The sequence below is a fragment of the Herminiimonas sp. genome, assembly GCF_030655415.1.
In genome coordinates this window covers 91454-115236 of sequence record NZ_JAURVN010000009.1, presented here as the reverse complement: position 1 = coordinate 115236, position 23783 = coordinate 91454, and the positions used below count along the sequence as shown (strand labels likewise).

Sequence of the window (23783 nt, the reverse complement as noted above, 5' to 3'; positions counted from 1 at the left end):
CTGCAATGACGGCGCTAGCGAGAGCGCCCATAGCCAAAAACAGTCATCTAACTAAAGGAGGTGCGGCAAAAAAACTGACAAGAATCGGGTCTGTAATTGCCGCCGTATATGAGTAATACGTAGCAGAGTCGTAATTGGATGCAATTATTTTTAAATAATTGAAAATAAATTTTGGCGAGGGGGAATGAGCAGAGCACAGAAGTTTTTTGAGATTTTTGAATCCATAGTTCAGCGAGCGCCGTATATCTTCAGACAAACCTGAACCCAGGGACGATGCAAGATGCTTGAAATCACATGGGTGAAACCACATTGCGCAGTTGATTTCAGCATCACTATCAAAAGGATTCTGTAATTTATGCCGCACCCGATCAAGAGAATAGGCGACGATTTTTTCCGGCTATGGAGCGTGAATCACGTAACATACGCAGTGTGTCACTTCGTCAATATTTTGATCGGAACCTTTCCATGCTCGAACCGGAACAACTTAAAACATGGCTCGTTAAAGTCGCACGCAAAGACGCTGAAGCGTTCCGCGCACTGTATGACGCGACCTCGCCCAAGCTTTTCGGCTTTGCGTTGCGCATATTGCATAAACGAGAGTTGGCTGAGGAAGTCTTGCAAGAGAGTTTTGTCAGCATCTGGAATAACGCATCGACTTATCAATCCAGTCTGGCGGCGCCTATGACGTGGATGAGCACTATCGTGCGCAACAAGGCTTTCGATGCCTTGCGCAAAACCGATCAGGCGTTAGAGATCGATGACGACAGCTTTGATCCAGCCGTGATGGAGGCGCTGGAAAGCAGTGATCCGACGCCGATCGAAGCCTTGCAGTTATCGGATCAATCGAAGGCATTGGCGCGTTGCTTCGCGCGGCTGGAAGGATTGCATAGACAAGCGATTGCGCTGGCATTTTTCCATGACCTGTCGCATGGCGAAGTTGCCGAACAAATGAAGCTGCCGATAGGCACGGTGAAAACCTGGGTACGACGCGGCCTGGCCCGTCTGAAAATTTGCCTGAGCCCGGCGGAGCAAGCATGAATATTCAGCATAACGAAGTCCTGCGCGACAAACTGGCATCCGAATATGTGCTCGGCACCTTGATCGGTGGCGCGCGCCGCCGTCTGGAAACATGGATGAAGTCCGACGTCGCATTGCGTCGCGCGGTCGCTGAATGGCAAGACCGCCTGGTGCCTATGGTCGAGTTTGCAACCGCAGTGCAACCGCCGCCTTCGGTCTGGTCAGCTCTCTCTAAACGACTCGATCTGCAAAGTCCTGCGAAACGTAAATTGGCTTACTGGCTGAACCTGCGCGAAGACCTCAGTTTCTGGCGTGGTCTGGGCATGGTGTCCACGACTGCTGCCTTGATCTTCTTCTCGGTGCTGATGATGCGTCCGGCCGCAGAGTTACCGGTCACATCCTTTGTCGCGATGCTGAACGATGACAACGCGCAGTTGATCGCGGTTGCTACTGGCGATGCGACCAAGAACCGCATGACCATCAAGGTGGTGCAGCCGCAGGCACTCGCCGCCGACAAGAGTCTTGAACTGTGGGCGATTACCAAAGACGGCAAAGTACGTTCGGTTGGTTTGATTGATGAGCAGGGCAGTCATATCGTGGCACTCGGCGATGCGACCTCGCCAGATGTTGCACCGATATTGGCCGTTACGCTGGAACCAAAAGGCGGTTCGGGTGATCCGAACAAAGCGACCGGACCGATATTGTACAAAGGCGCGTGGGTAAAAATCTAGCAATAGAGTGGTAAGCGGGCAGTGCGGCAATTAAAAATGCTGGCTGCTCGCCCAAGCATACTGGAGGGTTCTGAATGCCGATGTCGACTGGTTTGAAAAGCGGGCTGATCGTTTCGGCCGGCATCGCAATTGTCTTGGGACTCGGCGCTTGTGCACCGCTGACTTTATTGAATGCAGTGACGCCATCCAGCAGTTACGAGAAATCAGCTGACATCGCTTATGGCGATGATCCACGCCAGCGCCTGGATGTCTACAAGCCGGTCAAGGCCAACAGCCCCGCACCGGTGATCGTGTTCTTTTATGGCGGCTCATGGAATAAGGGCGATCGTGCAGATTACGCCTTCGTCGGTTCAGCGCTGGCATCGCGCGGTATCGTCACCGTGGTTGCCGACTATCGTTTGTATCCGCAAGTTCGCTACCCCAGTTTTTTGGAAGATAGCGCAGCAGCAGTTGCATGGACCAATAGCCAGATCGCCCGTTTTGGTGGCGATGCCCAACATATTTTTGTGATGGGCCATAGCTCGGGTGCATATAACGCAGCGATGGTCGCATTGGATAAACGTTGGCTGAATAAAGTAGGCGTGTCACCAAGCATCGTGCGCGGCTGGATAGGTTTGGCTGGTCCGTATGACTTTTTACCTATCGAGAATCCCGACGTCAAACCGGTATTTCATTTCCCGAATTCGCCACCTGAGTCGCAACCCATCAAGTATGCAATCGCAGGTTCACCGCCAGCGTTGTTGATTGCTGCCAGCGAAGACAAGCTGGTGAATCCACAACGTAATACTGGCGGCATGGCGACAAAGTTGAAGGCTGCTGGCGTGTCAGTAAAAGAACTCTACTTCCCCAAGCCATCGCATGCGACGCTGATCGCATCACTGGTCTGGCCTTTCCAGCATCAGGCTCCTGTGCTGGATGAGGTCGATCAATTCGTCAAATCAGATGGTGGTCGTATCAACACCGACAATGCAAAGTAAAGCGGTGCTTAGTTAGGGAATAGATGGCTTAATGAGTAGAATTATTAGCTGCAAATTGCGGCCGTCTGAAAATCCAAATATGGATGCTAAAGACATCTTCATTAAATCAAAACTGCACATGTGACACGTCAGTTTCTTCAGCTTCAAGTTCGTCTCTATCACAACAAATTTCAATTCAACTTGCTCGCGCGTCATTCAAACATGTTCATGTTTCCAGAATGCATATATTATTCTCGGAGCTTGGTTCCGGTATAGAAATCTGTTTTCATGGATTCTCTTGCCGCCATTAATGAGTGCGTCTCGGGGATATAGTGAATCGTATTTTCTCTATCAGTTTAGCGGCCATAGTCGCCCTCTTTGCCATCGCGGCACCTATCGCGGTATCGCTGTATATCTCCCACCAACAAAGTCTCGACATTGAAACAACTAGTGCCTTGTCACTTGCTGATGAATTGCAACGTCGGACGGATAAAACCAACGCACAAATCAAGGATGCATTTGTCGAGCTGAGAAAAGAAAAGCCGACAAATCCTTGTTCAGAAGATCGCATCAAGCTGATGCGAGAGATCGGCATCACGTCAAGTTATCTGCCGGCAGTTGGTTATGTCGCCAACGGACGTTGGATGTGTTCTTCGCTAGGACACCACGGCAAAGGGGTAGAGCTAGGCCCAGTCGACTATGTAAGCACCACCGGCGCTTCGGTCCGTATGGAGGTGACACTCTCGATTGCACCCGAGATGCAGTTCATCATGATCGAAAAATATGGTTACGCCGCAATCATCCATCGCGAACTTCCGCTTGATGTCTTCGAAGATAACCGTGACGTATCGCTCGCCTCGGTCAACACCAGTACCGGACTTTTATTATTGAAGCGCGGAGTGTTTAAAAAGGAATGGCTGCGTCCTTTGCCAAAAGGCGGATACGCCACCTTTTTCGATGGTGAGTATGTTGTCGCACTAAGGCGTTCGAATGATTTTGATTGGACCTCGGTGGCCGCGGTTCCAGTCAAGTACGTGGACGTCAGGTCGCACAAGTTATCGATGGTTCTGGTTCCAATTGGAATCCTCGCGGGAATTCTATTGGTGACGGCATTTTATTTTCTGGCAAAGCAGCAGACTTCCTGGCCTTCCTTCTTGCGCGTGGCGCTGAAGCGAAAAGAATTCTTCCTCGAATATCAACCGGTAATCGATCTGCAAACTGGCCGCTGCGTAGGCGCAGAAGCATTGATGCGTTGGCGTCGGGCTAATGGCAAACTGGTTGCGCCTGATCTCTTCATCCCGATCGCCGAAGAAAGTAATTTGATTCTGCGCATTACTGACCGCGTTCTTGAATTAATTGAACGTGACGTGCCCAAGCTGCTACAGGATCATCCTGACTTTCACTTCGCTATCAATCTTTCTGCCGCTGATCTGCGGTGTTTGAATATCGTTTCCAATCTGCGCGGACTGATGGAACGTACATGGATCAAGCCAAAAAATCTGGTGGTGGAAGCAACCGAACGTGGTTTTGTGAATACCGAGCTTGCACATGACATCGCACGCGACTTCCGCAATATGGGTATCTGCGTTGCCATCGATGACTTTGGTACCGGCTACTCCAGCCTTTCGTACCTGACGACGTTCAAGGTGGATTATCTGAAGATCGACAAATCATTTGTCGATACGATAGGGACCGATGCTGCGACCAGTACCGTCGTGCTGCACATCATAGAGATGGCAAAATCTCTGGATATTAAGATGATTGCCGAAGGTGTAGAGACGGAAATGCAGGCAAATTTCTTACGTGAACGAGGCGTGCAATACGCGCAAGGTTGGCTCTTCGCCAAGGCAATGTCGATCAACGACTTGGCGCAGTTCCTCAAAAAAGAAAAGACCTAGCCCTCATTTCCGAAAGATAGAAGTTCGGTAGCGCTATAGCAGTGCGCGGATGTGATGCTGAGAAGCCAGTCGCAATTACCTGGCTTCGCTGGAAATCTCTTTGTGTTTTACTAAAGTAATCTGATTGAGTATTCCATCTGCTTCAACCCGGTTGCGGCCACTATGTTTTGCGCTATACAAAGCCGCGTCTGCCCGGCCATACGCTTCTTCAAAATCACAGTTTGTATCACTCCAGCTGACACCAAAGCTGGCGGTCACGTGAGGGCGAGGGAAGCAGGAGAAAGCATCGCCTGCAATGACCAGGCGCACATGCTCTGCAATTTCTATTGCCTTATCCAGATTAATGTTTGGCAATAGAACAGTAAATTCTTCGCCACCAACGCGACCAATTTCGCCGACGCCATTAATTGCCGACGCCAATTTCTTAACAAGTTCACGCAGTACGGCATCACCTGTTGGGTGACCAAAATCATCGTTGATGCGTTTGAAGAAATCAATATCCAACACTATCAAAGATAGTGGATGGTTTTTCAGATGATGTTCAGCACAATCAAAGATAGCGCCGCGATTTAATACGCCGGTGAGATTGTCGTGTCGCGCTTTGTAATCCAACTCCGAAGTTAATGTTTGCAACTTCAGGTTGAGAGTATTGAGTTCCAGTTCTTTGCGATCACTACGGGCAATCAAACGACGTGTCTCACGCATCAGACGGTGGTAATTTTTTGCTAGATTATCCAAAGCGAATTTGTACTCATCGCTGGACGCACCATCCTTCGATATGACGTCGTAAGCAGAATTTAACGCCAGGGTTTCCGCTTCGAACAGATCGTTATCGCTCATCAAGTCCTCACTGCATGATCGTTGAATGTCAACTCAGGAAAGTCTTCATGCAACTCTTGTCCGAACTCGAAAATCGTGTCGTCATCTTCGTCGTGGTACCAGTCAAGAATAATCACATTGCCCGCAAGCGCCTTTTCATTCAGGGCGCTAAATAAGGAGAACAGCATTTTTGTACTGGAGCTATTGAAGTATGAAAGTGCTACTTGCATATTGATCTGCTGGCCAGATTCAACCTGCGCCAGATAGGCGTTCAAAGGAGCGATGACATCACCCCAGAAAACTGCTGCGTTTTCCGGGTAGGCCTCACCTTTCAACAGCAAACGGTGTTCATCAAAACGGAAATCCACTTCTGGTGAACTCGCGCTGGCAGGGATAAAGAGATTGTTCATGTTTTTGTCTTTTCAGTGAAGGTGCTATCTGCCCCTCATATCGTTCGCATACTTAAATCAGATGGTCGCTTTGAGGCAGAACATCATGTTCCCGTCTGCCCCTTCGGGTATGAACTCAAAGTCCAGCGGTTCGCTGGCATCTCTTGCCATGGTTAACAAACCGAGGCCGGCGCCTTTGCTTTCCTGCGGTGTTTCTGCGCGCAATGTTTCCTTGTACTCCAGGCGAATTTCATCGTTGGTCATTGTGCGCAGATGCTCCAATTTTTCACGCAAATGATCGGCAATATCTGCATGAACCAGATTGGAACATTGCAGGTAATAGCGATCGTTTTCGACAGAAATGCATACCGAACCTCGGCGCATTTCAGCGTCTGTTTTACCGTGAGTGGCAATCGAATCTGCCGAGTAATGGATAATGTTCTGTGCCATTTCAATAAACGACGAAAACAATTTGCGGCGGGTAGGACTTGCTGCACCGATGTATTCAACGCGCGTCTTCACTGAATCTGCCATTGCTGCAATGATGTTTTGCGAAAAATATCCCATGTAGTAAAAAATCACATGGTTGTGACCTATGCATTCGCAAGACATATGCAGTTTTTCAATATCAATTTTATTTTCCATCTTGATTCAACGTCCTTTGTAAACCTGCCTACATTGCTGTTTGCTGCTGCTTTGATGCATTCAGTCGGAAACCAAAAACCGTCAAATCATCACGGCGACGATGCAATCCTTGATACGCTTTTTGCTCCAGCATTAATAATTGTCCAAGCTCCGGCATAGGCGTGTCGCGATGCCGCTGTATGTAATCACGCAGGCGCTGCTTGCCAAAGGCGATATTTTTCATGCCGCCAATCTGATCGATAATGCCGTCCGTTGCACTCAGCAAGATCGCACCGTCCATCAGTGCGAATGTTTTGTTATCCCATTGCATGTCATCGGGTGTGTCGACATAGCCAATTCCCACCCGCTTTCCTTCTATCGTCTGGACTTCGCTTTGATCCGGCATAAGAATAAACAAGGGTGCTTTTGCGTTAGCGCAAGTCAGTTCGCATGTCGCATCATTGAACCAAAAGAAGGCCGCATCCATGCCGTCATCAGACTCGGACAAACGATTCTGCTCGGCATATTGGCCGAGTGCCTGCTTCATTCCGCGGTTGACTTCGCTCATCAGCAGCGCAGGATCTTTCGGCCCCAGTTTGCCCAGACCTTGGGACAATAAAGACGATGCAATCAGGGTCAGGAAAGCGCCCGGCACACCATGCCCAGTGCAATCGGCGACAGCCGCAAACCAGCCATCCTTGAAACGTTCAAAATGATAAAAGTCGCCGCCCACGACGTCGCGAGGCTCCCAAATCAAACATGCATCTTTCAGCGTCGCGCTCATGGCCTTGCGTGACGTGCTCATCATTGCGCGTTGAATCGTACTGGCGTAGTCGATGCTTTGCATGACCTGCAGATTCTTTTCCGTCTGAAGATCGACCATCATGCGCATCAGATCCAGGCCAGAACCCAAACCAATAAATCTCTCGTCTTCCACAATCAGAAAACCGTCTGCCAATGTCTTGTCGCCAGATTCCACCGCAAGCGCCGCCAGGGTTTCTATTTGCGTGTTTGCCTGGACAATCAATGGATTCTTATCCATGAAGGCTATACAGTTTTTCTTCTCGTACAACTCGCGGTAGTACGGCTTGGACATCTGTGACATGAAGATATTGCGGCTGATTAAACCGATAGGCCGTTCATTTTCGAGAACCGGCAAGCTCACCAATTCACGGTTCCGACTGAACAATTCCAATACCTGCGCATTCGACTGATCGAACGAAATAGTCGGCACGACTACCGCAAGCGCTCGTGCAGACGTGCGCGCTTGCAGCGGGTTGATAACGGACATGATGTTGAAATCAATTTTCAAAATTTTCTCGCACGAACCTGTAATGCAGGGCGACCTGCCTTGTGACGTTTTGGAGCGTGTTTAGCCAAGGTATAAGGACGCGAAGTCGCTTAAGTGGAGCGGCCAACTGTGTTTAGAAGCAGATAGGATTTTAGTCACGCCGTATGACCGGGGAATGACTTGTGGAAACAATTCAGATTTTTTAAAGCAACAAAAGGGAAGGAGTCTGCGAGAAGAGGGGAGTTGTCGGGCTGCTTAAACTACCGAGCCGGAAGCGCATGCGGGAAGTGTCCGAACAACAAAAAACCCGCATCAGCTTGTCGCTAAATACGGGTTTCTGTTTTGAAGCTTACTGCATGTTCTACTGGTGCCGAGAGCCGGAATCGAACCGGCACGCCTTGCGGCGCGGGATTTTGAGTCCCTCATCAAAATATCTTGAAACTGAGTACTGGTAAGGACTTCCGCTTATCACCCCATCTTTTTATTCTAATTGCAGGACAAATTAGGACAAAACGAGGTGGGAAAATGCATAAAAAATCTGCAGCTAAGCCAAATAACGAAAAAAATATTGAGGCTAGATCGGACGGCTACAGTTTTCGAGTTCGGATGAAGGTCGGAGAGACCTTTATCAATGAAACGTTTTTTTCTATTGAAGAGGCACGCGCTTACCGAGATCTGCTACGCGCAGGAAAATCCACTGACAAGGATCAGGAAAAAGTCCTGCGGGCCAAGGCTGAAAAAAAGAAAGCGACGAATCTTACTATCGATAGTTTGCTGAAGCGTTATGCGGAGGAAGTCACGCCAGGCAAAAAAGGCTACAAGGAAGAGGCCTATGCAATTGGCCGTCTAAGGCGCATAAAGACCTTTGCTGGCCTTCCCGTCTATCTGGCGGATGGTGACGCTATTGAACGGCTAAAACGCGAACTGAAGAGCTGTAAGCTCTCCGATACGACAATTCGAAAGTACCTGATGCTTGTCAGCCATCTATTCCGGATCGCGATTACCAGGCGCTGGTGCACTGACCTGCAGAATCCGGTTAAAACGGTAGAGCTGCCAAAGCCGGCACGTATGCGTAGCCGTCGTTTTGAAAATGAGGAATTTGAATACGTTCGCGCAGAGTTGGCAAAGGCACGTAATCCGCTGTTACTCACAATTTTTGAATTGCTGATTGAGACAGCTTGCCGTCGTGGCGAGTTGCTACGTTTACGCGTTAAGGATGTTGATCTGGTTGCACGAACGGCCAATTTACTTGATACAAAAAATGGCGAAGACAGAATCATTGGACTTTCGTCACGTGCAACGGTTCTTTTAGCACCGTTGGTAGCAGGGCGCAAAAGTGAGAAAGTTACGCAGCTTCGAAAGTCTTTTGGCGATCAAGAGTTATTTCAAATTACGACGCGTGCAATTCGCTATGCCTTTGAAAAAGCAATACACAAGGCGAAAGAGCGGTATCGCATTCATTGCACAGAAACCGGTCAAAAACCGGCCTCCGGCTTTCTTGAGAATATTCGACTACACGACTGCCGCCGAGAAGCGACAAGTCGCATGTTTGAAAAGGGTCTGGACATTATGGAAGTGTCTTCGCAGACAGGGCATAAAACCTTATCGATGCTGCGAGGTTATACAAATCTGCGGGCAAGTGCGTTGGCGCAAAAGTTAGGATAGCGAATCGGAAAGACCGGTACTACTGGATGCCGGTCATCTCATTTGAGATTAATTTTCCGAATGCGTCTTCATTGAAAATTACAGTTTTGTTTGTATAGTAAGCCGCGCGTTCATATTGTTTCTTGCCAACTACTCCTTGATTCTCCGCAACGGCAAGAATATAACCAGGCTTCTTATCTTCTCGGTACTGCATATAAATGACTTCTGCTTCCAATAAACGTGTTGGTGATGTAGCAGCAATAATAATAATTGGCTTGGAAGTGCCAATAATATGATCCGCTTTCAAGCCACCAGCAATTGGAAGTTCAACATCGGATTCCCATCGAAGGTCTGCCTCTAACGCGATAGCTTTTACAATCTGATGAATCCGTTCCTTAAAGTCGCTGGATTGTCGATCAGCTCGGGCAGTCGCAATTGCATGCAATTGTTGTGCGGCTTCGGCAACGCGGAAAATATACGGAGCTATAAGACGCTCGTCATTTGCAAATGCCGAAATCGTTTCTTCTTCAGTAAATGTGACTGGAGATGTCATGGATAATTCTTCGGACCACCGACTTACAGCTTCCGATTCGATATCACCGCCGTTCAGACTTGCATAAAATGCTGCTTCGCCATTTTCATCAATCGTGAATCCATCGTCAGAGGGACGTACTCGAACAACAATTACATCGTTGCTACCGGGATACTCAAGAGGCGTGACAATACGCTGCACGCCTTCTTCATCGGCATGCACCTCAAAGAGCGAACAAATCGCTTTCTTTAAATTGCTATTGATTACCATGATGCCCATAGTGAATGCGATTGCTTATCGCTATCTGGTAGTGAGATTCCGCACCAGTTACAAAATTTCATGACAAGTTCATTACGATCTTCTTCGTTTTTAGGATCAGCACTTGCTCTGGTTTTCAGAGCAAGTTCAGGAGCCCCTGGCAAAGTTCGATTCGTATAATCGTTGATAGTTCTACATGGCGTCTTACAGTGAAACCCTTTGTGGCTTGGATGCCAGTGGAACTCAAACAAAGGACTCAAGTTTCCATTTGCCAAACGGCAGAATAGGTAAGCATAGAAGGATCGGTCTGTCAGTATTTGGCCGTCTCTCCAATACATAAAAACCACATGATCGGCTGATACATCAATCATTCCGGTAGATTGTATTCTTGGCCCACCTAGCCCTTTAAAAGGCTTTGGCAATTTATTACGCTTTTGAGGTTTGAATACCGGTATAGATGCCAGATTCTTCAATGCCAGCTTATGCGTTTTCAGGTCGCTCGGGTTCATTTTTTTGTTGTGCGGGCGGGTAGTCCCTCATCATGCCAGACGGCGATATGTCAGTAAAGCAACATGTTGCAGAATCAGCCCTCTCTTGATCAAATGGATGTTCTTTATGGCAACTTTTCCATTTGCATAGACAAAGAAAAAAGGACTCGATCCTCAGGGCGTGTTAGCCATTTATCCAATCCATTGCGAATGTCGGCATCCATCGATGCGTCTCTTCGCATTTGTTCCAAAAAAAATGCGCCGAGAAGAATTTTTCGGCGCGTATCTTCCGTCCTCGCAACCTTCGCTTCTCTGACTTTTTGTACTGTTTCAAGTCTCGTTTTTTGCGCCTTGAGTTGAGCCAATTTTTTCTGCTGCGCATCAATCCGTTCTTCGATGGAGGAGAGTGTTTTATTCATCGTAGTCATGTTTAAGTGAGGTTGTTATTGACTCGTTGAACATACCGGTTTTTTTGCCGAAAAAAATAGCCATAGCTGAATTGAGTACGGTTAAGGACTTCAGTTTTTTTTAGGCCGTGGGTATCGTCAGGCCAAGGTTGCTCATAGCCGAGAACCCGTAAGGGCGCACTTATGCAAACTTCGTTTGCGCGCGGTCCCTTTGGGACAAAATTCAAAGGAAATACTGAATCTTATATGGCGATTTATCACTTATCGGTAAAGACAATTAGTCGTTCGGCTGGCAGGAGTGCTACAGCAGCAGCGGCATACCGTTCAGGATGTTTGATCAGTGATGATCGCACTGGGGCGGTATTTGACTATCGACGCAAGCGTGGCATCGAGTCGGTCGATCTTGTTTTACCTTTGTGTGCTCCTGAATGGGCGTTCAACAGAGCCTTGCTCTGGAACGCCGCAGAGATTTCAGAAACAAGAAAAAATTCTACTGTTGCAAGAGAGTTTGAAATAGCATTGCCTGAAGAATTATCCGCAGACGATCGAAAGCGGCTAGCGTTAAATTTCGCACGAGAACTTGTTGCCCGACATGGTTGTGCTGCGGATGTCGCTATTCATGCTCCTAGTAAGAATGGTGATAATCGCAATCATCATGCTCATATTTTATGTTCGACGCGACGCCTTACTACAAGAGGGTTTCGCGAAAAAACTCGTGAACTTGATAATCAAAAAAGTCGAGAAGTCGATCGATGGAGGCAACGATTTGCAGAATTGCAAAACGCTTATCTACAAGAGTCTGGATCCAATTACATTGTTGATCACAGGAGCCTTTCTAAGCAAGGAATAAATCGCCCGCCAACCACCCACAACGGTACGGCACTAACTGCCATATTGCGACGTGGTGGACCTTCTAGTGTTGAAAAAAACCGTGAAATTGAAAAAGTCGAGAATGTGGCGTATCTTGCAAAATTAAAAAATCATTCACATGAAATCAATACCAAAATAATTTTACTTTCTACAGATTTGCAATCTGCGATTGCAGAACTAGAACAGATCAACGCTAATACATTGATTGATTCAATCCGATCAGTATCGTCATTATTAGAAGCTAATCATATGACTGACCTGGATAATGATGAGTTAGATGACAGCAATGATGAATCCGAGCAGATTTACCGACCATATTAGATATCTAAATACCATCCTAGGGATTTTTTAGAAAAAATGGTATTTGCTTAATTAAGAATGATTAAGAGGGAAATGTGACATACATATGTTCAGATTGTATAACTGAGCCTAATCTCGCTGACAGAATTTTGAAAGATGGCACAAGGAAGTTTTGCGTGGAATGTCGAATACGCAAAAGACGAACATATTCGTTAAGCCAGTTAGCAAAAATTATCGATACAGTATTCCGAGATCTTTACGTATTTGGTGAGGAAGTTCCTTACTTAGGCCATCCGGACGACGATCATCCTAGTTATCGTCAACGAGGTGAAGACTTTTCTTCGATTCTGCAAATTTTGCTAGGTACCTATCTAAATTGTCACGATGAGCTAACGGCTGAAATATATGAGCTTGATGATCACGATCCTCGAGATGGAGGGGAGTCTTTTTATGATGATAGTTTTAATTACGAGCTTAATCGATATTGGGAAATTGATGTCGAACCTGAGTGGAATGCAGTTCTAAATGATCTAAAGTATTCAAGCCGTTTTTTCAGCGACCGAGCTAAAAACTTTTTCTCTTTTGTGTTCGAGAATTATGACTTACTGAGCACTCATGGAGCACGCAATCGTAGAATGCCTATTCGATTGAAAACGAAAGCTGGTTTGACGCTGCACCGTGCACGTATCGCGAAGAATGATGAAGAGTTAAAAAAGTTTTCCATTAGCCCAGTCTTGGAAATTGGACCACCGTCTCCGAGTGCTGACGGACGAGGTGGACGGATGCACGCTGCCGGTATAGCAGTTCTTTACTGCGCGACAGATATTCAGACATGTCTTGCGGAGATGCGTCCCTCGATAGGTGCGAAGATGGCGACGATTGAAATGAAGACAACAAGGGCACTTCGACTTTTAAACTTTGAACAATTGGAACGTGCTAGTACTTCGAAAATGCCAGGGGTATTCCATCCTGATTATTTTCTGTCGCAACGTCGACTGGCTATACAAAAGAGATTGCATTCTTTTATCTCTAGGCCGATTACACCAGATAAAGAGTCCGACTCTCATCACTCAAACGATGGCAGAGTATTTAGCTAATGTCCATCCAGTTCCATTTGATGGGATTTTGTTCAGGTCGACTCAGCGTGAAAATGGGAGGAATGTCGTGTTATTTCCGGAAAAGGAAAAGGTAATGCAGCCCATTAGCGAACAATTCCCTGTCAAGTATATTGATGGCTCGGCGAAAGTGTTTGAAACTGAAGCCATAACGTATCGGCATTTTCCTAAGGGCGTATTAAGTCCTCAAGTCGATTATGGCTCGCTTCAGTTAAAAGTTGAAATACCGGATTTTTAGTGAGCTGCTTAATGAAACATGCAGAACCACTAGACCCAACTGTCGCGCCACGATTTTGATTCTTGAGTCAACGGAAGAATTTATAGCCGCGCATTTCAACGGTTAGAGCCAATCATGATCTTAGAAAGTTGGTATTGGAAGCAGTCGCTTCTGGAAACTGCTCAGCGAATCAAATCACTAAAAGCTGCAGAAAATGTTTCTGAAGAGCAGATAGTGTTGCTGGAAAAAGATATTTTCGTTGGTTTTTATTCTGTTCGAAAACTCGTCGAGACTCAGGTCAAAGTCAGTGATGTCGTCAGGCACATTAGCTTACCGATTTGTTGGTATCCGAATAAAGGTATAAAAGTAACTTGGCGCAACAATAACAAGCTTGATGAACTGTACGACTTCGACAGCGGTGGGGGTGAGGTACGAGACATCTGGTTCATTTCTGGGAGAATAATTCACAGCTTCATATTTTCTCCGTTGTTCACTGAAGAAGGCAGCTTAGAAGCTATCTTATTCACTTCGGATACCGACAAAGATAAGCGACTGTATTCAATGCATATTGATAAGGTCATTGACTTGTTCACCTTAGTGGGAAACGATAATTTGTCACTTATCGTTTGGCGCCAAGATCCAGAGACTGGTGAAGAATCAACTATTGTCGAGTAGATCTAACGATTCATTCAAACGGACGCGCTGGTGCGCGCCGCTTGATATAGCTATTAGCTTTGGTGGTGACTCGTCGGAAGTAGACGCTAGCTATCGGCCATAAGCGGACACAATTATAGAGATTCCAAAATCCGATTTGTTTAATGGATCTAGGTCAATTGTTCTTCTAAGCTCGATGAAAATCCATGATCGAGCTTTTCTACGGGACCGTTCCGGCCAATAGATCCGTTGAATTCTAAAAGGTATTGATCACAACTATTGATTGGACATCAAATGAACTGGTTGGAACAAGCCGCAAAAGTGCTGCCTGTAGAAAAGGCATACGACGATTTGGCATCACCAGCATTCAAAGAAATAGGAGAAGCCGCGCGAAATACGGTGAAGGCGTCACGATTCATACTGGCGCCTATAGATTACTTGGCGGCACAGCACGACAGATGGCTTCATTACTTGAAGCGCGTAAGCGAGAAAGTACCGGAAGAGCAACTAATAGCCGCACATCCGCATCTAACGGGAAAAATTATCGAGAGCTTGCGGTATCTTGAGGAAGAGAACTTGCTGACAGAACTGTTTCTCAATCTACTTGCTCGTGCTATCGACAGGGAACGTGTGAGCGAGGCTCATCCTGCATTTGCATCTGTTATTGCACAACTGTCGCCGGATGAGGCAGTTGTTCTTTTCTACCTGAACGAGAAGAACAGGTTACTTAAACAGCATTCCGTTTTCAACGCTCACAAGAACACATTCAATGTACGTACGACGTTGGATAATCAATTTCCCCTCGAGAAGTTGGTCTTCCCGCAAAATTACCTGATGTACTGCGATCATTTGCATAGTTTGAATTTGGCGGGTATTTGGCAATCGGGAAATCAACATCCGGTCACCGCGAATGGCGTCCAAACCGGAGTCGAGATTATTAGCTGACTGAATTTGGCAAACTCTTTGCCAAGGCTTGTTTGCCAAAAGAGCTTCCGCAGTCCGAAAAGGTAAAAAACGGTAAGTAACTAATAGCGAATTCTATAGAAAAAATCGCGTAGATCAACATAAAGTAACGGCTGACTAGTCGTCATTTTTATTTGATTCTCGATTGATAAGTTAACGACTATTTTGGTATAGGAAATGGAATATCCCGCATTTATGGGATACCAGAAAAGAAACTATGTATCAGAATGCCAGCTGGAATTTTTTATAAGGAAGCCAGTAGTGAATCGTGGATATTTGAATAGTCTTGCAGCCAATCCTGCATACATAGCATCAGAAAAGCATTGGCATATCACATTGCAACAAACCACCTGCTATTGGTACGACCTAATAATAAATCCTCCCGAGTTTGCGGATACCAAATATAGTATTTCATCTCGTCTCAAAGAGTTGAGAAGGGATGTAGAAGAGACACTGGAAAAGCGGTTTATCTACTTTTTTGTATCGAGAACGAAAATTCGTTTTGATGTAAGTCGACCGCCAAAGTATTCGTTGTTTGGAAAAAAGCTGGTCATAAATATTTTAGTCGGGCGAGATAAGAAACGTCGCAGGATAGCGCTCAGCATCTTGGATGTGAACAGTAAAAAGTCAGTTACACCCGAAGTTGAAGTTACAGACAGTTTTATCCGCTTCATACATAGCGAGGAGCTCTCTTTTACCTACTCGATTCATGACTTTCTTCAGAGCTTTGATATCGATTTAGGAATAACTAGCGAGGTGCACTATGTGGGAATGACCAAAGATCCTTCGGACAGGCCTCTGAGTCGAGAGCATCGAGGGATTACAGATACGCTCTACAACGTATCGAATGAGGACAACGACTTTTTTATATACATAAATTTATTCAAAGTTTTGTCTGATGCCAAGAACCATTCTCATGGGTTGCATTTTCTTGTCGCCAATTCGTTGATTGACGAGGTTCCAACGCAAGAAGAGGGGAATGTGATTGAAAGCGTTTTGATCGAATACTTCAACTGTGCATCTCAGGACGTCAATCGTAAGAAGGAAAAAGGGCTCCTAACGAATCAACTGATCTCTCTGGCCGCAAAAAGCAATATTCAGAGTATTTCTGCGCACATTGAAATTGATCCCATTAACGAATATTTCATATTCGGCTCGAAGACAGTGCCAGCAAAGCCGAATCATTCGTTCAAGATTCACATCGTGGATGGCACAGTCAAGGTGGAAACTTTCTCCTCGGAAGACGAATTGCGGAATCAAGTGAAAGAAATGATTGAATAAGCCTGCTTTCAACAAACGAATTTTCATGTTAATGCTTTTTAACATGCTGAGTTGAAATCTGTCTTCGCCAAGCGCTGTTCTACCTAATGCCCGATTTGGGCGGCGCTTTCACCCAGTGTATGCAACACACTAAAGGTTATGCAAGTAGCGGGGGTGTGTCATGGAACGTCGAGCAAGGATTATTTATACCGATAGTCAGGAGGCTGTAATGTGGGAACGCTGGAAGGAGGGAGGGGCGTGATCAGCAGTGAACTTTTTCCGAAAGCGAGGAGCGCCGAGATATTGGGTGAACTCTCTGCCTGGACGTCCGTAGCCGACGTCATGGTCGCGGCGCGCATTCTTGAGGCGCGAACCGTTCCGGGCGACCAGCCCGAGAGCCTGTTGCTGATGCCTCTTGAACATGCAGAACCTGCGTTCGAGCAGATCTTCGCAATCCTGCTTGGATACTTGATGGATGGATACGTGGTGCCGTCCCAGAAGGTTGCTGTTTGTCGCTGTCTAGATCCACAGGTCACTGAGGCGACTGGAACTGCCTTGCAATCTCTGCGGTTCGCGCCCACTGTTCAAGTAAGTACGGTCCCCATAATGGACGACAAGCGAGCATTCCTCATCCGAGACCAGCCTGCAGTGATTGAGCTTATACGAGCGCCGTTGAACTGCCTCATGGATCTCTATTTGGATAAGTACGAATACGCCAAGCGTTTACGCGACATGTCTGCCGAAGCTGAAGAGAAGACGGGAGGACGTCCTACAATTTTTCATAGACCCTATGCCGACGCTTGCCTGCCTAGCTTTATCGAAGCAGCGTGTTTCTATGCACTTGGCTTGGAGGTTGGAACACGATTTGCATCGCCGGGAATGTCCACTATCGACATCGCTTATAGGGCCGTGAATGTTCAAACACTCTCTCCAGTAGACCCGGCGGCACTGAGAGCCGCAGGTTTGGCCAGCCAGAGGATGCTCGATGCACTCCGTTGACCAGCTCTTCGCACACATACATAACGTACATCCGATTGCAGATAGGGTTTCCCCTGCTTGTGACATCGGACAAGTCAACAAGAGCGCAGGAACACCAGGATACGTTGATCCACTTTATGGAAACTGCTGGAGCTGGACTCCAGCGCAAGGCGCAGCTGTCTACGGGCGCACGGACGATCTGCCAGTAGGCCCCCTAGACGAGTTGGCCAACGGATCATTCTTGCGAGTACCGTTCCGCCGAGTGCCTGTCATTGAGGTCCACTCCATTAAGGAAGTTCGCGCCATAGCTGGGAGCGTGAAATCAGGTGACCCAAACTTTCGTGGTGTATGGCGCGGGCAGTCAAGCCACTACACGACGGAGAAAAAAGGGCGCACTAAGGATGAATTGCTTCGGCTTTATGGTGCGGAGGACGTCGATGAACCGTCCTTGCTGCCTTCTGCCGCGAGAACTGATTTGTACTTCCCGGACAGCTTCGGCGTATGGTCCGCATTGCTGGATCTTTATGTTCACGAGCGGATAAGAGAACCGGGCACGCAGCGGGAGCTACTGAATTTCGTAAATTCGTATCGCTATCGGATGTGGGGTTTCGCAACAGCGCAGCACTATGGCCTTCCAAGCGTGGGCTTGGACGTTACGGATGACATCGATGTGGCATTATTTTTTGCTCTTCACACATTCAAAACGAGTGCCAAGGGAGTCACGACCGCCACGCGAGCGACTTCCATTGCCGCGCCAATCATCTATGGCCTCGGTGGCTTCGAGCGTCATGAACTGTTCGATGATGAGAAATTGGCACCGGCACGAATTTTGTGCACCCGGCCGGCGGCGCAATCAGCAATGTTTTTTTCCACGGGATGGGGGTACGCGCCGAACAATGCCGCCCAACGAATTTATGTCGCGTTGAAACTGGTAGGGCACGAGACGTGGAAATTCGACTCGCAGCTATCACACTATTTTCCCAAGCCGCAGGACGACGAGTTCCTTCGGTTCCTTCTGGAACGTAAGAGCGAACTCAAGCTGCCCGTAATGCAAGACTTGCTTTCGAAGATTTACTACGTCCCTTGAGTGGCAGGGCTGTTTCCGATTGAAGTAGCTATGGTTCAACAGCTACCATTTGGCTTGACTATGGAGTCAAGTAGAAGCGCGAAGCAGTCGTTTAAGTAGATATATTGACGGGCATTAACAGGTCGAAAGTAGATGCCGTAATCGGCTATTGCAGAGTACGAGTCAGGGTGTCGCAAAAGGGTGTTCAAAGCTTTAGGACTAAGGGGGAGAAACCAAATGAGTTTGGCTCGGCATGACTATCAGCAATTCATTGCTTGGCTACATAAGCCAGAGCGCGGCGCGGATGTATTCGATTAACCGACATGGCTAAAGTGTCAGCGGGTTAACAACGGCTAGAATCGTGAAGCGAGGGTGATAACTGTAAGCTAACGCGTGCGCATCGTGCAAAGCATAGTGTTCGGGGCGACCAACCCTATCCTTTACGTGATTTTCATGGCGTAGCAATTTGTTTATGTCGCGACTTGAAATACGTTCAATCTGCAGCCAGTTCGGTACTGGATCAAGCGCGGCGCGAATTATCCGTTCATCGAATTCACTGTCAAAATGAACAAATAATTCATCATCTGGATGCCGCACCGACTGCAATCAGTTAATTATACGGCTTCGCATTTCGTCCTGTGGACACTCTGCACCAGGATAACGGCCTAATAAGGGCAATACCGTGTCCCGCACAAATGCACTGCATTCGCCTATTGTTGGCAGAGGCGACACTTCGATGTAAAGCTCGTCCAAGGATTTTTCGACGACAAGTCCAAGTGAGATGAGCTTGGCATCGTTCAAATTCAACTGGGTAAATTCGGTGTCGAGAAATATGCGCATGTTTTATACGGTTCGTTTTTTCATGGCTATGGTTGATCCAAATACTCAACCAGAAATGGCGATCACGCTTTAGCTTAAAGGTAATCTAAATCATCAGGCTAAATTTGCGTCAGATCAAAACGGCCAGAATCGCTTGAGTCGATCCGAGAATCCGTCTGCTGGCGGTGGAGTCTCAGGACAGGCTCCTTGGGGATAGATTAGATTCGGCTTGGTTTTCCAGAAATCATCTCTAAAAAAGTTCCACTGATTGTTATTCACTTTATTGCTATTGTTCGTTGAAATCAGCGCTTGCCTACGCTTCTGAGCGCTTGTTGCTATGTAATTCTTGAGCGCATTGCAATCGCAATGTACTGTCTTACAGATTTCTTTGTTGTACTCAAAAAAGAAATTCACCATTTTCTGATGTGCCGGATCCCCCTTCGCCTTGACAACGTTTAATAACTTGCCTTCTGGAGTATTCAGGTAGGCACTCCACTCTGTCGTCAGCGCAATCTGTTGAGGGGTCTCAAGTGTACGCTCGGGATGGTCCCATTTTTCGCGTTCCATCTTCCACGATAACTTCTCAAAGTTAGGTAGCTGCGGGGCGGGAGCAGACCAAATCTGGACTGCGAGGGATCCAATCATGTATATAAAAAAGACTGAGCCTATGATTACGCAGATGAGCACAAGGAAAACTGGAAAACTAACTAACCCTAACTGATTTTTTATCATAATTGTAGGTTTTACGAGTAAGTTGATAGCGCATGTAAAATCAATAAAGTGCACAGTGATTAAGGACGAGTGAATGTTTCGCTTTCTTGTTTTGCAAGTACGTCATCTAATACTTTTGTCATCCAAGAAATATAGTTGGTCCACCCCTCATCCGTTAATGCAATCCCTTTAGTAGGATGTTGACGAAGGATACAATCTGGCATCCCCATGGACGTCTGATCGCTTGGCAAAGCTAAAATCCATCTAGCAATAATGTCTTCCCATTCAAAGGGGACATCTTTCAGAAATACGACATCTTCACCATCCAAATTTTGGAAATTTAATCCCGCCTGCATTCGACAATGCAATGAGCGGATTTTTTGTTCCATTCCCATTTTTGATCCTCTCTATTATTGGCTGCAGTTCGAAGTCAACTGAAATGGTTAGATGAACCTTGACGAGCGTTTGTCCACTTACAAATTATATTGGTGCAGGGATTAGGCTGTCGCGCTTCGGACATCTAAAATTTGCAGTACTTATTCGCGGAGCGGCGCAGCCGATTGTTCCGCTCATAGAACGCTGCTTGTGCAGTTCCAAAAATTTCTAAGTGCGACAGTAGGCATTGAACCCGCATCCCTATGGACAGCCTGGCACAACGATTAAGCCGTTGCACCACCCTGACCACAGGGCACCCTTGCGATGTTTGCCTTCGGCCTGACGCGCTTCGCTTGCCCCAATTTTATAAAATTCCTCAATCCAAAGCATAAGGCGCTTAACTGCTTTATGTTTACTTAGTCTATTGCCACTGATGGACTGACACCAAAAGCTCTCTATTGCATAGGTTTCTGCATGCGATTTTCTTCTGGCGTGTATGTAGCCAGTCCCTAGGTCCACAAGCTAAACATGAGTCTGCTCAATAAGGCACTCACTAATTAAGCGGTGTGCAGTGTTTTCTTGTATTTAATCGAGCATGCTACGATCCATCCCCAAAATAGGGGATGGAATTGAAAAAAATTACTCTGCGTGGCCGTTCGGACTGGTACTTGTTGATTATCGGCTTCGGGGCCGGCATTCTGTTTGCTTTTCCTATTGCGGCACCAATTTTAGGTGGGGTAATACCGGATGCGGCGGCTACGTTGTGGGGCTCGGCGCTCGGCGCCGTTATGGCTGTCGCCGGTGCTTTGTGGGTCGCTGAAAGATCCTCAAAAGAACAGCAACGAAAAGCTACTGCATTAGTACTCGAAATGGTGCGCCCCATAGCTTTTTTTCTCGATGAATTGCGAGGAGTTTATGGCTATCCTGTAGACCGTGATGACCACGCCGAAAATGATAAGGAGCCTGACCCACTTACACCCGATGACTGGAGTGAGGTACGTGATGCAATCGAGACCCTTACAGATCAACACCGATCGTTATTAAACAAACTGCACCGAGTGGATGCCGTGCTGAACAACCTAGCACCGAGTGATCTGGCCACTTACTTTTACCTTGAATCAGAAATTGAAGGGCTGATGGAAAGTGTCGCGATCCTACGAGAAGAAGCTAGTCAGCCTGGCATCTCTTTTTATTCAGCTCCGGCGAGTTGGGGAGGGCGATTTGCCCTCACTCTTTTTGCTAAGCACATAGATGAATATATTAAAAAGTTGGAAGTTTCAATGCGATAGATTCGCGACACAGCACGAAAAGTCGTTTGCAAGTCGGTTGAATATACCTCTTACCACCGGGAATAAGAAAAATGGAACGTGCGCTTTACACATACGGCGTCATTATGCTCATGGCAGCAGCAAGCTTAGCGGGATACACCTGGATCGATTGGGCTCAAATTGATGGCGACGGTTGGGCTGTTTGGGTGCAGGCGATTGGTTCCATAACGGCTATAGGTGCGGCGATTTGGATTTCGAGAAGAGACCAGCGGAGACGTAATGCAGAAGCACTTGTTATAGCAAAAGTCTCAGCAGCCTCTATTACGTTTCGGATTGCTTCTATTTCTTCGGATCTGAAAAAGCTCGTTGCGACATTTGACTCAATTCATAAAATAGATGGCTCACCTAATCATTTTTTTGATAGTTTGGTTGTCTTGAAAGAGCAGCCTAGCTGGGATCCTAGCGAATTGGCGCTTCTTGCCCCTTTACCGAATGGTTGCGCCTATAAGGTCGCTGGCGGACTTGACCGGCTCGCTACCGCAATCAGATTGATTGATGCAGCAGTTAAAAATGAAAAAATAAAGTGGAGTAACGACTTCCGAAGAGAAAGAGCTGGAATAGTCTCTTTTACCCTCAATGAAGCTGCACTTTCCTTCGAGAGGGCTGCTGAAATGATGCAGGCAGAAATTCATGGGCATACAAGTCCATATGAATGACTGCTTCACGCAGTCCGGTCGTTAAATCATCTAAGTCGCTACTGATATGAATGCCTGCTTTGAACTCGGCTACTTTATCGCAGTAGTGGCGATTTGAGTCCGATCGCCCCCAACGAGGGGCGACAGTGCGAGCGCGTAGCGCGTAGACACTGCCGCATGGTCGGATGCCACGAAGTGGCACCACTGCCTGTCATGGCGAGCGCCGACGCCGACCGGCGGCGCGTAGCCATCTAAATACTTATCCCCATACTGGCTTTTATTGTTTTTAAATATAAAACCTTGTTATGTTCCACACATGGAACATAAGCAGCCGTCTTTTGTATGTTCCGTGGGTGGAACATACAAAGCCTCTCCATTTGGAACATACGAGCCTAATTTTTACGCATGAATTTTTGGGACATATTGGGGGCAATCTTACGTAATAGATCCTGAGTCTCGGTGCTAGCTTCTTGCTCCGGCACTGGAAAATCTAAAGCCCGGATCGATGCCTTTAAAGTTTTACTCTTTTCATCCCAGATGAAACCGTCGCCAGGAATTATTTCTACCTGGGCCCAAGCGTCAGGATCATGTTCCCCTGTTTGTAGTGCAGTATTTATCTTTTTTATCTGCGCCTTGAGTTTGAGAGGGACGTAGTCAACGACTATGGTGCATAACACGTGCTTACCTAGTTTCACGGTTAAGCGCTCCCTAGCTATATACGTTTTGCCCTTCTTTTTAAAGACATCTGGCGCTACGACCCGCAATAGGTGTGCATTTTCTAGCGTCTCCAGCGCTCGCATTGCGGTTTGCTTTGATATGTTCATTTTCCCAGCAATTGAGCGGAGGCCTGGATAGGCCTCGCCTGTTTTGTAATCAGCATGATATTTAATGATTGACCATGCAGTAAATGCATTTGCTCCGATTTCAGCAAGCAGACCTGATTCAAACATATCCCTTTGCTGGGTTGTGTAGGTGCTGTTGATTTCACCAATTATCATTTCGCGACCTCTACTTGCTTGGCCTCCAGACGTTCTCGATTTGATTTTCTACCACTGCGTCGGACTGGCGCAACTTCCCCTCTCTCGCAGCTTTCGAGGAATCTAACCAGTGTTTCTGTTTTTACGTAATTACGACCAGCGAATTTAACGACAGGAAGTGGAAATTCTCCTCGTGAAATTAAATTTTTTATGGACTGGTATTGAAGATGAATAAATCGTGGAAGCAGTGTTATCGGTATCAGCTCAGCTCCACCATTGGCTGCATAGATGCGTTGATCGACAGAAGATCTGGTGAAAAAAGATTGAGGATGATGTAAGGCGGTCGGTGCTGGTGCAGCAAATCCGATTTCGCTATGGATGCTCTCGTTGATGGCAGTGCGACGAGAAGGTAGGTTTGTTTTCCCATTAACTACAGGATGATTTGGTGCGTGCATGCGATC

The 23783-nt window shown here is 46.9% G+C and carries 26 protein-coding genes; 15 read left to right on the top strand and 11 right to left on the bottom strand.

What is annotated here, in order from left to right; genetic code table 11:
* Window positions 1-465 precede the first annotated feature (465 nt).
* From Q7T66_RS07200 to Q7T66_RS07185, 4 genes are all read left to right on the top strand, one after another.
* On the top strand, window positions 466-1038 hold the full coding sequence (locus tag Q7T66_RS07200) for a sigma-70 family RNA polymerase sigma factor (protein WP_304932650.1): 573 nt from the start codon (window positions 466-468) through the stop codon (window positions 1036-1038).
* Window positions 1035-1748 carry an anti-sigma factor domain-containing protein gene (locus Q7T66_RS07195; protein ID WP_304932649.1) on the top strand — a complete coding sequence of 238 codons (714 nt, stop codon included), beginning with the start codon at window positions 1035-1037 and terminating at the stop codon, window positions 1746-1748. Before Q7T66_RS07200 ends, Q7T66_RS07195 begins: the two co-directional genes overlap by 4 nt.
* 74 nt (window positions 1749-1822) lie before the next feature.
* Window positions 1823-2725, top strand: a complete 903-nt coding sequence (locus tag Q7T66_RS07190; protein ID WP_304932648.1) for an alpha/beta hydrolase — start codon at window positions 1823-1825, stop codon at window positions 2723-2725.
* 311 nt (window positions 2726-3036) lie between these two features.
* On the top strand, window positions 3037-4602 hold the full coding sequence (locus Q7T66_RS07185; protein ID WP_304932647.1) for an EAL domain-containing protein: 1566 nt from the start codon (window positions 3037-3039) through the stop codon (window positions 4600-4602).
* A gap of 75 nt (window positions 4603-4677) precedes the next feature.
* Here the strand turns inward: Q7T66_RS07185 and Q7T66_RS07180 are convergent, their stop codons facing one another.
* The 4 genes from Q7T66_RS07180 to Q7T66_RS07165 are packed head-to-tail and all read right to left on the bottom strand — an operon-like array spanning window position 4678 to window position 7725.
* On the bottom strand, window positions 4678-5442 hold the full coding sequence (locus Q7T66_RS07180; protein ID WP_304932646.1) for a GGDEF domain-containing protein: 765 nt from the start codon (window positions 5440-5442) through the stop codon (window positions 4678-4680).
* Window positions 5442-5831 carry a DUF1987 domain-containing protein gene (locus Q7T66_RS07175; RefSeq protein WP_304932645.1) on the bottom strand — a complete coding sequence of 130 codons (390 nt, stop codon included), beginning with the start codon at window positions 5829-5831 and terminating at the stop codon, window positions 5442-5444. The genes Q7T66_RS07180 and Q7T66_RS07175 overlap by 1 nt, the downstream gene beginning before the upstream one ends.
* A gap of 57 nt (window positions 5832-5888) precedes the next feature.
* Window positions 5889-6455, bottom strand: a complete 567-nt coding sequence (locus tag Q7T66_RS07170) for a SiaB family protein kinase (protein ID WP_370691618.1) — start codon at window positions 6453-6455, stop codon at window positions 5889-5891.
* 28 nt (window positions 6456-6483) lie between these two features.
* The gene (locus Q7T66_RS07165) at window positions 6484-7725 is read right to left on the bottom strand and encodes a SpoIIE family protein phosphatase (protein WP_304932644.1); all 1242 of its coding nucleotides are present in this window, start codon (window positions 7723-7725) and stop codon (window positions 6484-6486) included.
* 525 nt (window positions 7726-8250) lie between these two features.
* Between Q7T66_RS07165 and Q7T66_RS07160 the strand changes: the two genes are divergently transcribed.
* Window positions 8251-9390 (top strand): site-specific integrase, encoded by a 1140-nt coding sequence (locus Q7T66_RS07160; protein WP_304932643.1) that lies wholly within the window; start codon window positions 8251-8253, stop codon window positions 9388-9390.
* A gap of 19 nt (window positions 9391-9409) precedes the next feature.
* On the opposite strand, the gene Q7T66_RS07155 is transcribed toward Q7T66_RS07160, so the two are convergent.
* Together Q7T66_RS07155 and Q7T66_RS07150 are read right to left on the bottom strand one after the other, a co-directional pair.
* Window positions 9410-10180 carry a hypothetical protein gene (locus Q7T66_RS07155; protein WP_304932642.1) on the bottom strand — a complete coding sequence of 257 codons (771 nt, stop codon included), beginning with the start codon at window positions 10178-10180 and terminating at the stop codon, window positions 9410-9412.
* 592 nt (window positions 10181-10772) lie between these two features.
* Window positions 10773-11075, bottom strand: coding sequence for a mobilization protein (locus tag Q7T66_RS07150; protein WP_304932641.1), 303 nt, complete (start codon window positions 11073-11075; stop codon window positions 10773-10775).
* 162 nt (window positions 11076-11237) lie between these two features.
* Here Q7T66_RS07150 and mobQ point away from each other — a divergent pair, with 162 nt between their 5' ends.
* The 8 genes from mobQ to Q7T66_RS07110 all read left to right on the top strand — a co-directional run bounded on the left by mobQ (window position 11238) and on the right by Q7T66_RS07110 (window position 18498).
* Window positions 11238-12245, top strand: coding sequence for a MobQ family relaxase (gene mobQ, locus Q7T66_RS07145; RefSeq protein WP_304932640.1), 1008 nt, complete (start codon window positions 11238-11240; stop codon window positions 12243-12245).
* A gap of 155 nt (window positions 12246-12400) precedes the next feature.
* Window positions 12401-13321 carry an RES family NAD+ phosphorylase gene (locus Q7T66_RS07140; RefSeq protein WP_304932639.1) on the top strand — a complete coding sequence of 307 codons (921 nt, stop codon included), beginning with the start codon at window positions 12401-12403 and terminating at the stop codon, window positions 13319-13321.
* Complete coding sequence (locus Q7T66_RS07135; protein WP_304932638.1) at window positions 13302-13577, top strand: hypothetical protein; 276 nt, start codon at window positions 13302-13304, stop codon at window positions 13575-13577. Before Q7T66_RS07140 ends, Q7T66_RS07135 begins: the two co-directional genes overlap by 20 nt.
* Before the next feature lie 114 nt (window positions 13578-13691).
* Window positions 13692-14231, top strand: a complete 540-nt coding sequence (locus tag Q7T66_RS07130) for a hypothetical protein (RefSeq protein WP_304932637.1) — start codon at window positions 13692-13694, stop codon at window positions 14229-14231.
* 273 nt (window positions 14232-14504) lie between these two features.
* On the top strand, window positions 14505-15155 hold the full coding sequence (locus Q7T66_RS07125; protein ID WP_304932636.1) for an Abi-alpha family protein: 651 nt from the start codon (window positions 14505-14507) through the stop codon (window positions 15153-15155).
* 195 nt (window positions 15156-15350) lie between these two features.
* A complete protein-coding gene (locus tag Q7T66_RS07120) occupies window positions 15351-16454 on the top strand; it encodes a hypothetical protein (RefSeq protein WP_304932635.1) in 1104 nt (367 codons plus the stop codon).
* Between the two features lie 237 nt (window positions 16455-16691).
* Entirely contained in the window at window positions 16692-17432 is a 741-nt protein-coding gene (locus tag Q7T66_RS07115; protein ID WP_304932634.1) for a hypothetical protein, read from the top strand.
* Window positions 17433-17727: 295 nt separating this feature from the next.
* Window positions 17728-18498, top strand: a complete 771-nt coding sequence (locus Q7T66_RS07110) for an FRG domain-containing protein (protein WP_304932633.1) — start codon at window positions 17728-17730, stop codon at window positions 18496-18498.
* 585 nt (window positions 18499-19083) lie between these two features.
* On the opposite strand, the gene Q7T66_RS07105 is transcribed toward Q7T66_RS07110, so the two are convergent.
* The 3 genes from Q7T66_RS07105 to Q7T66_RS07095 form a co-directional block, all read right to left on the bottom strand.
* Window positions 19084-19317, bottom strand: coding sequence for a hypothetical protein (locus Q7T66_RS07105; RefSeq protein ID WP_304932632.1), 234 nt, complete (start codon window positions 19315-19317; stop codon window positions 19084-19086).
* 114 nt (window positions 19318-19431) lie between these two features.
* Window positions 19432-19863 (bottom strand): hypothetical protein, encoded by a 432-nt coding sequence (locus Q7T66_RS07100; protein ID WP_304932631.1) that lies wholly within the window; start codon window positions 19861-19863, stop codon window positions 19432-19434.
* 224 nt (window positions 19864-20087) lie between these two features.
* Entirely contained in the window at window positions 20088-20396 is a 309-nt protein-coding gene (locus Q7T66_RS07095) for a hypothetical protein (RefSeq protein WP_304932630.1), read from the bottom strand.
* A gap of 609 nt (window positions 20397-21005) precedes the next feature.
* Here Q7T66_RS07095 and Q7T66_RS07090 point away from each other — a divergent pair.
* Window positions 21006-21671 carry a hypothetical protein gene (locus Q7T66_RS07090; RefSeq protein WP_304932629.1) on the top strand — a complete coding sequence of 222 codons (666 nt, stop codon included), beginning with the start codon at window positions 21006-21008 and terminating at the stop codon, window positions 21669-21671.
* Window positions 21672-21742: 71 nt separating this feature from the next.
* Entirely contained in the window at window positions 21743-22366 is a 624-nt protein-coding gene (locus tag Q7T66_RS07085; protein ID WP_304932628.1) for a hypothetical protein, read from the top strand.
* Between the two features lie 371 nt (window positions 22367-22737).
* Here Q7T66_RS07085 and Q7T66_RS07080 read toward each other — a convergent pair whose 3' ends face one another.
* Both Q7T66_RS07080 and Q7T66_RS07075 read right to left on the bottom strand, forming a co-directional pair.
* Entirely contained in the window at window positions 22738-23343 is a 606-nt protein-coding gene (locus Q7T66_RS07080; protein ID WP_304932627.1) for a helix-turn-helix domain-containing protein, read from the bottom strand.
* Complete coding sequence (locus tag Q7T66_RS07075) at window positions 23340-23777, bottom strand: hypothetical protein (protein WP_304932626.1); 438 nt, start codon at window positions 23775-23777, stop codon at window positions 23340-23342. The genes Q7T66_RS07080 and Q7T66_RS07075 overlap by 4 nt, the downstream gene beginning before the upstream one ends.
* Between the last annotated feature and the right edge of the window lie 6 nt (window positions 23778-23783).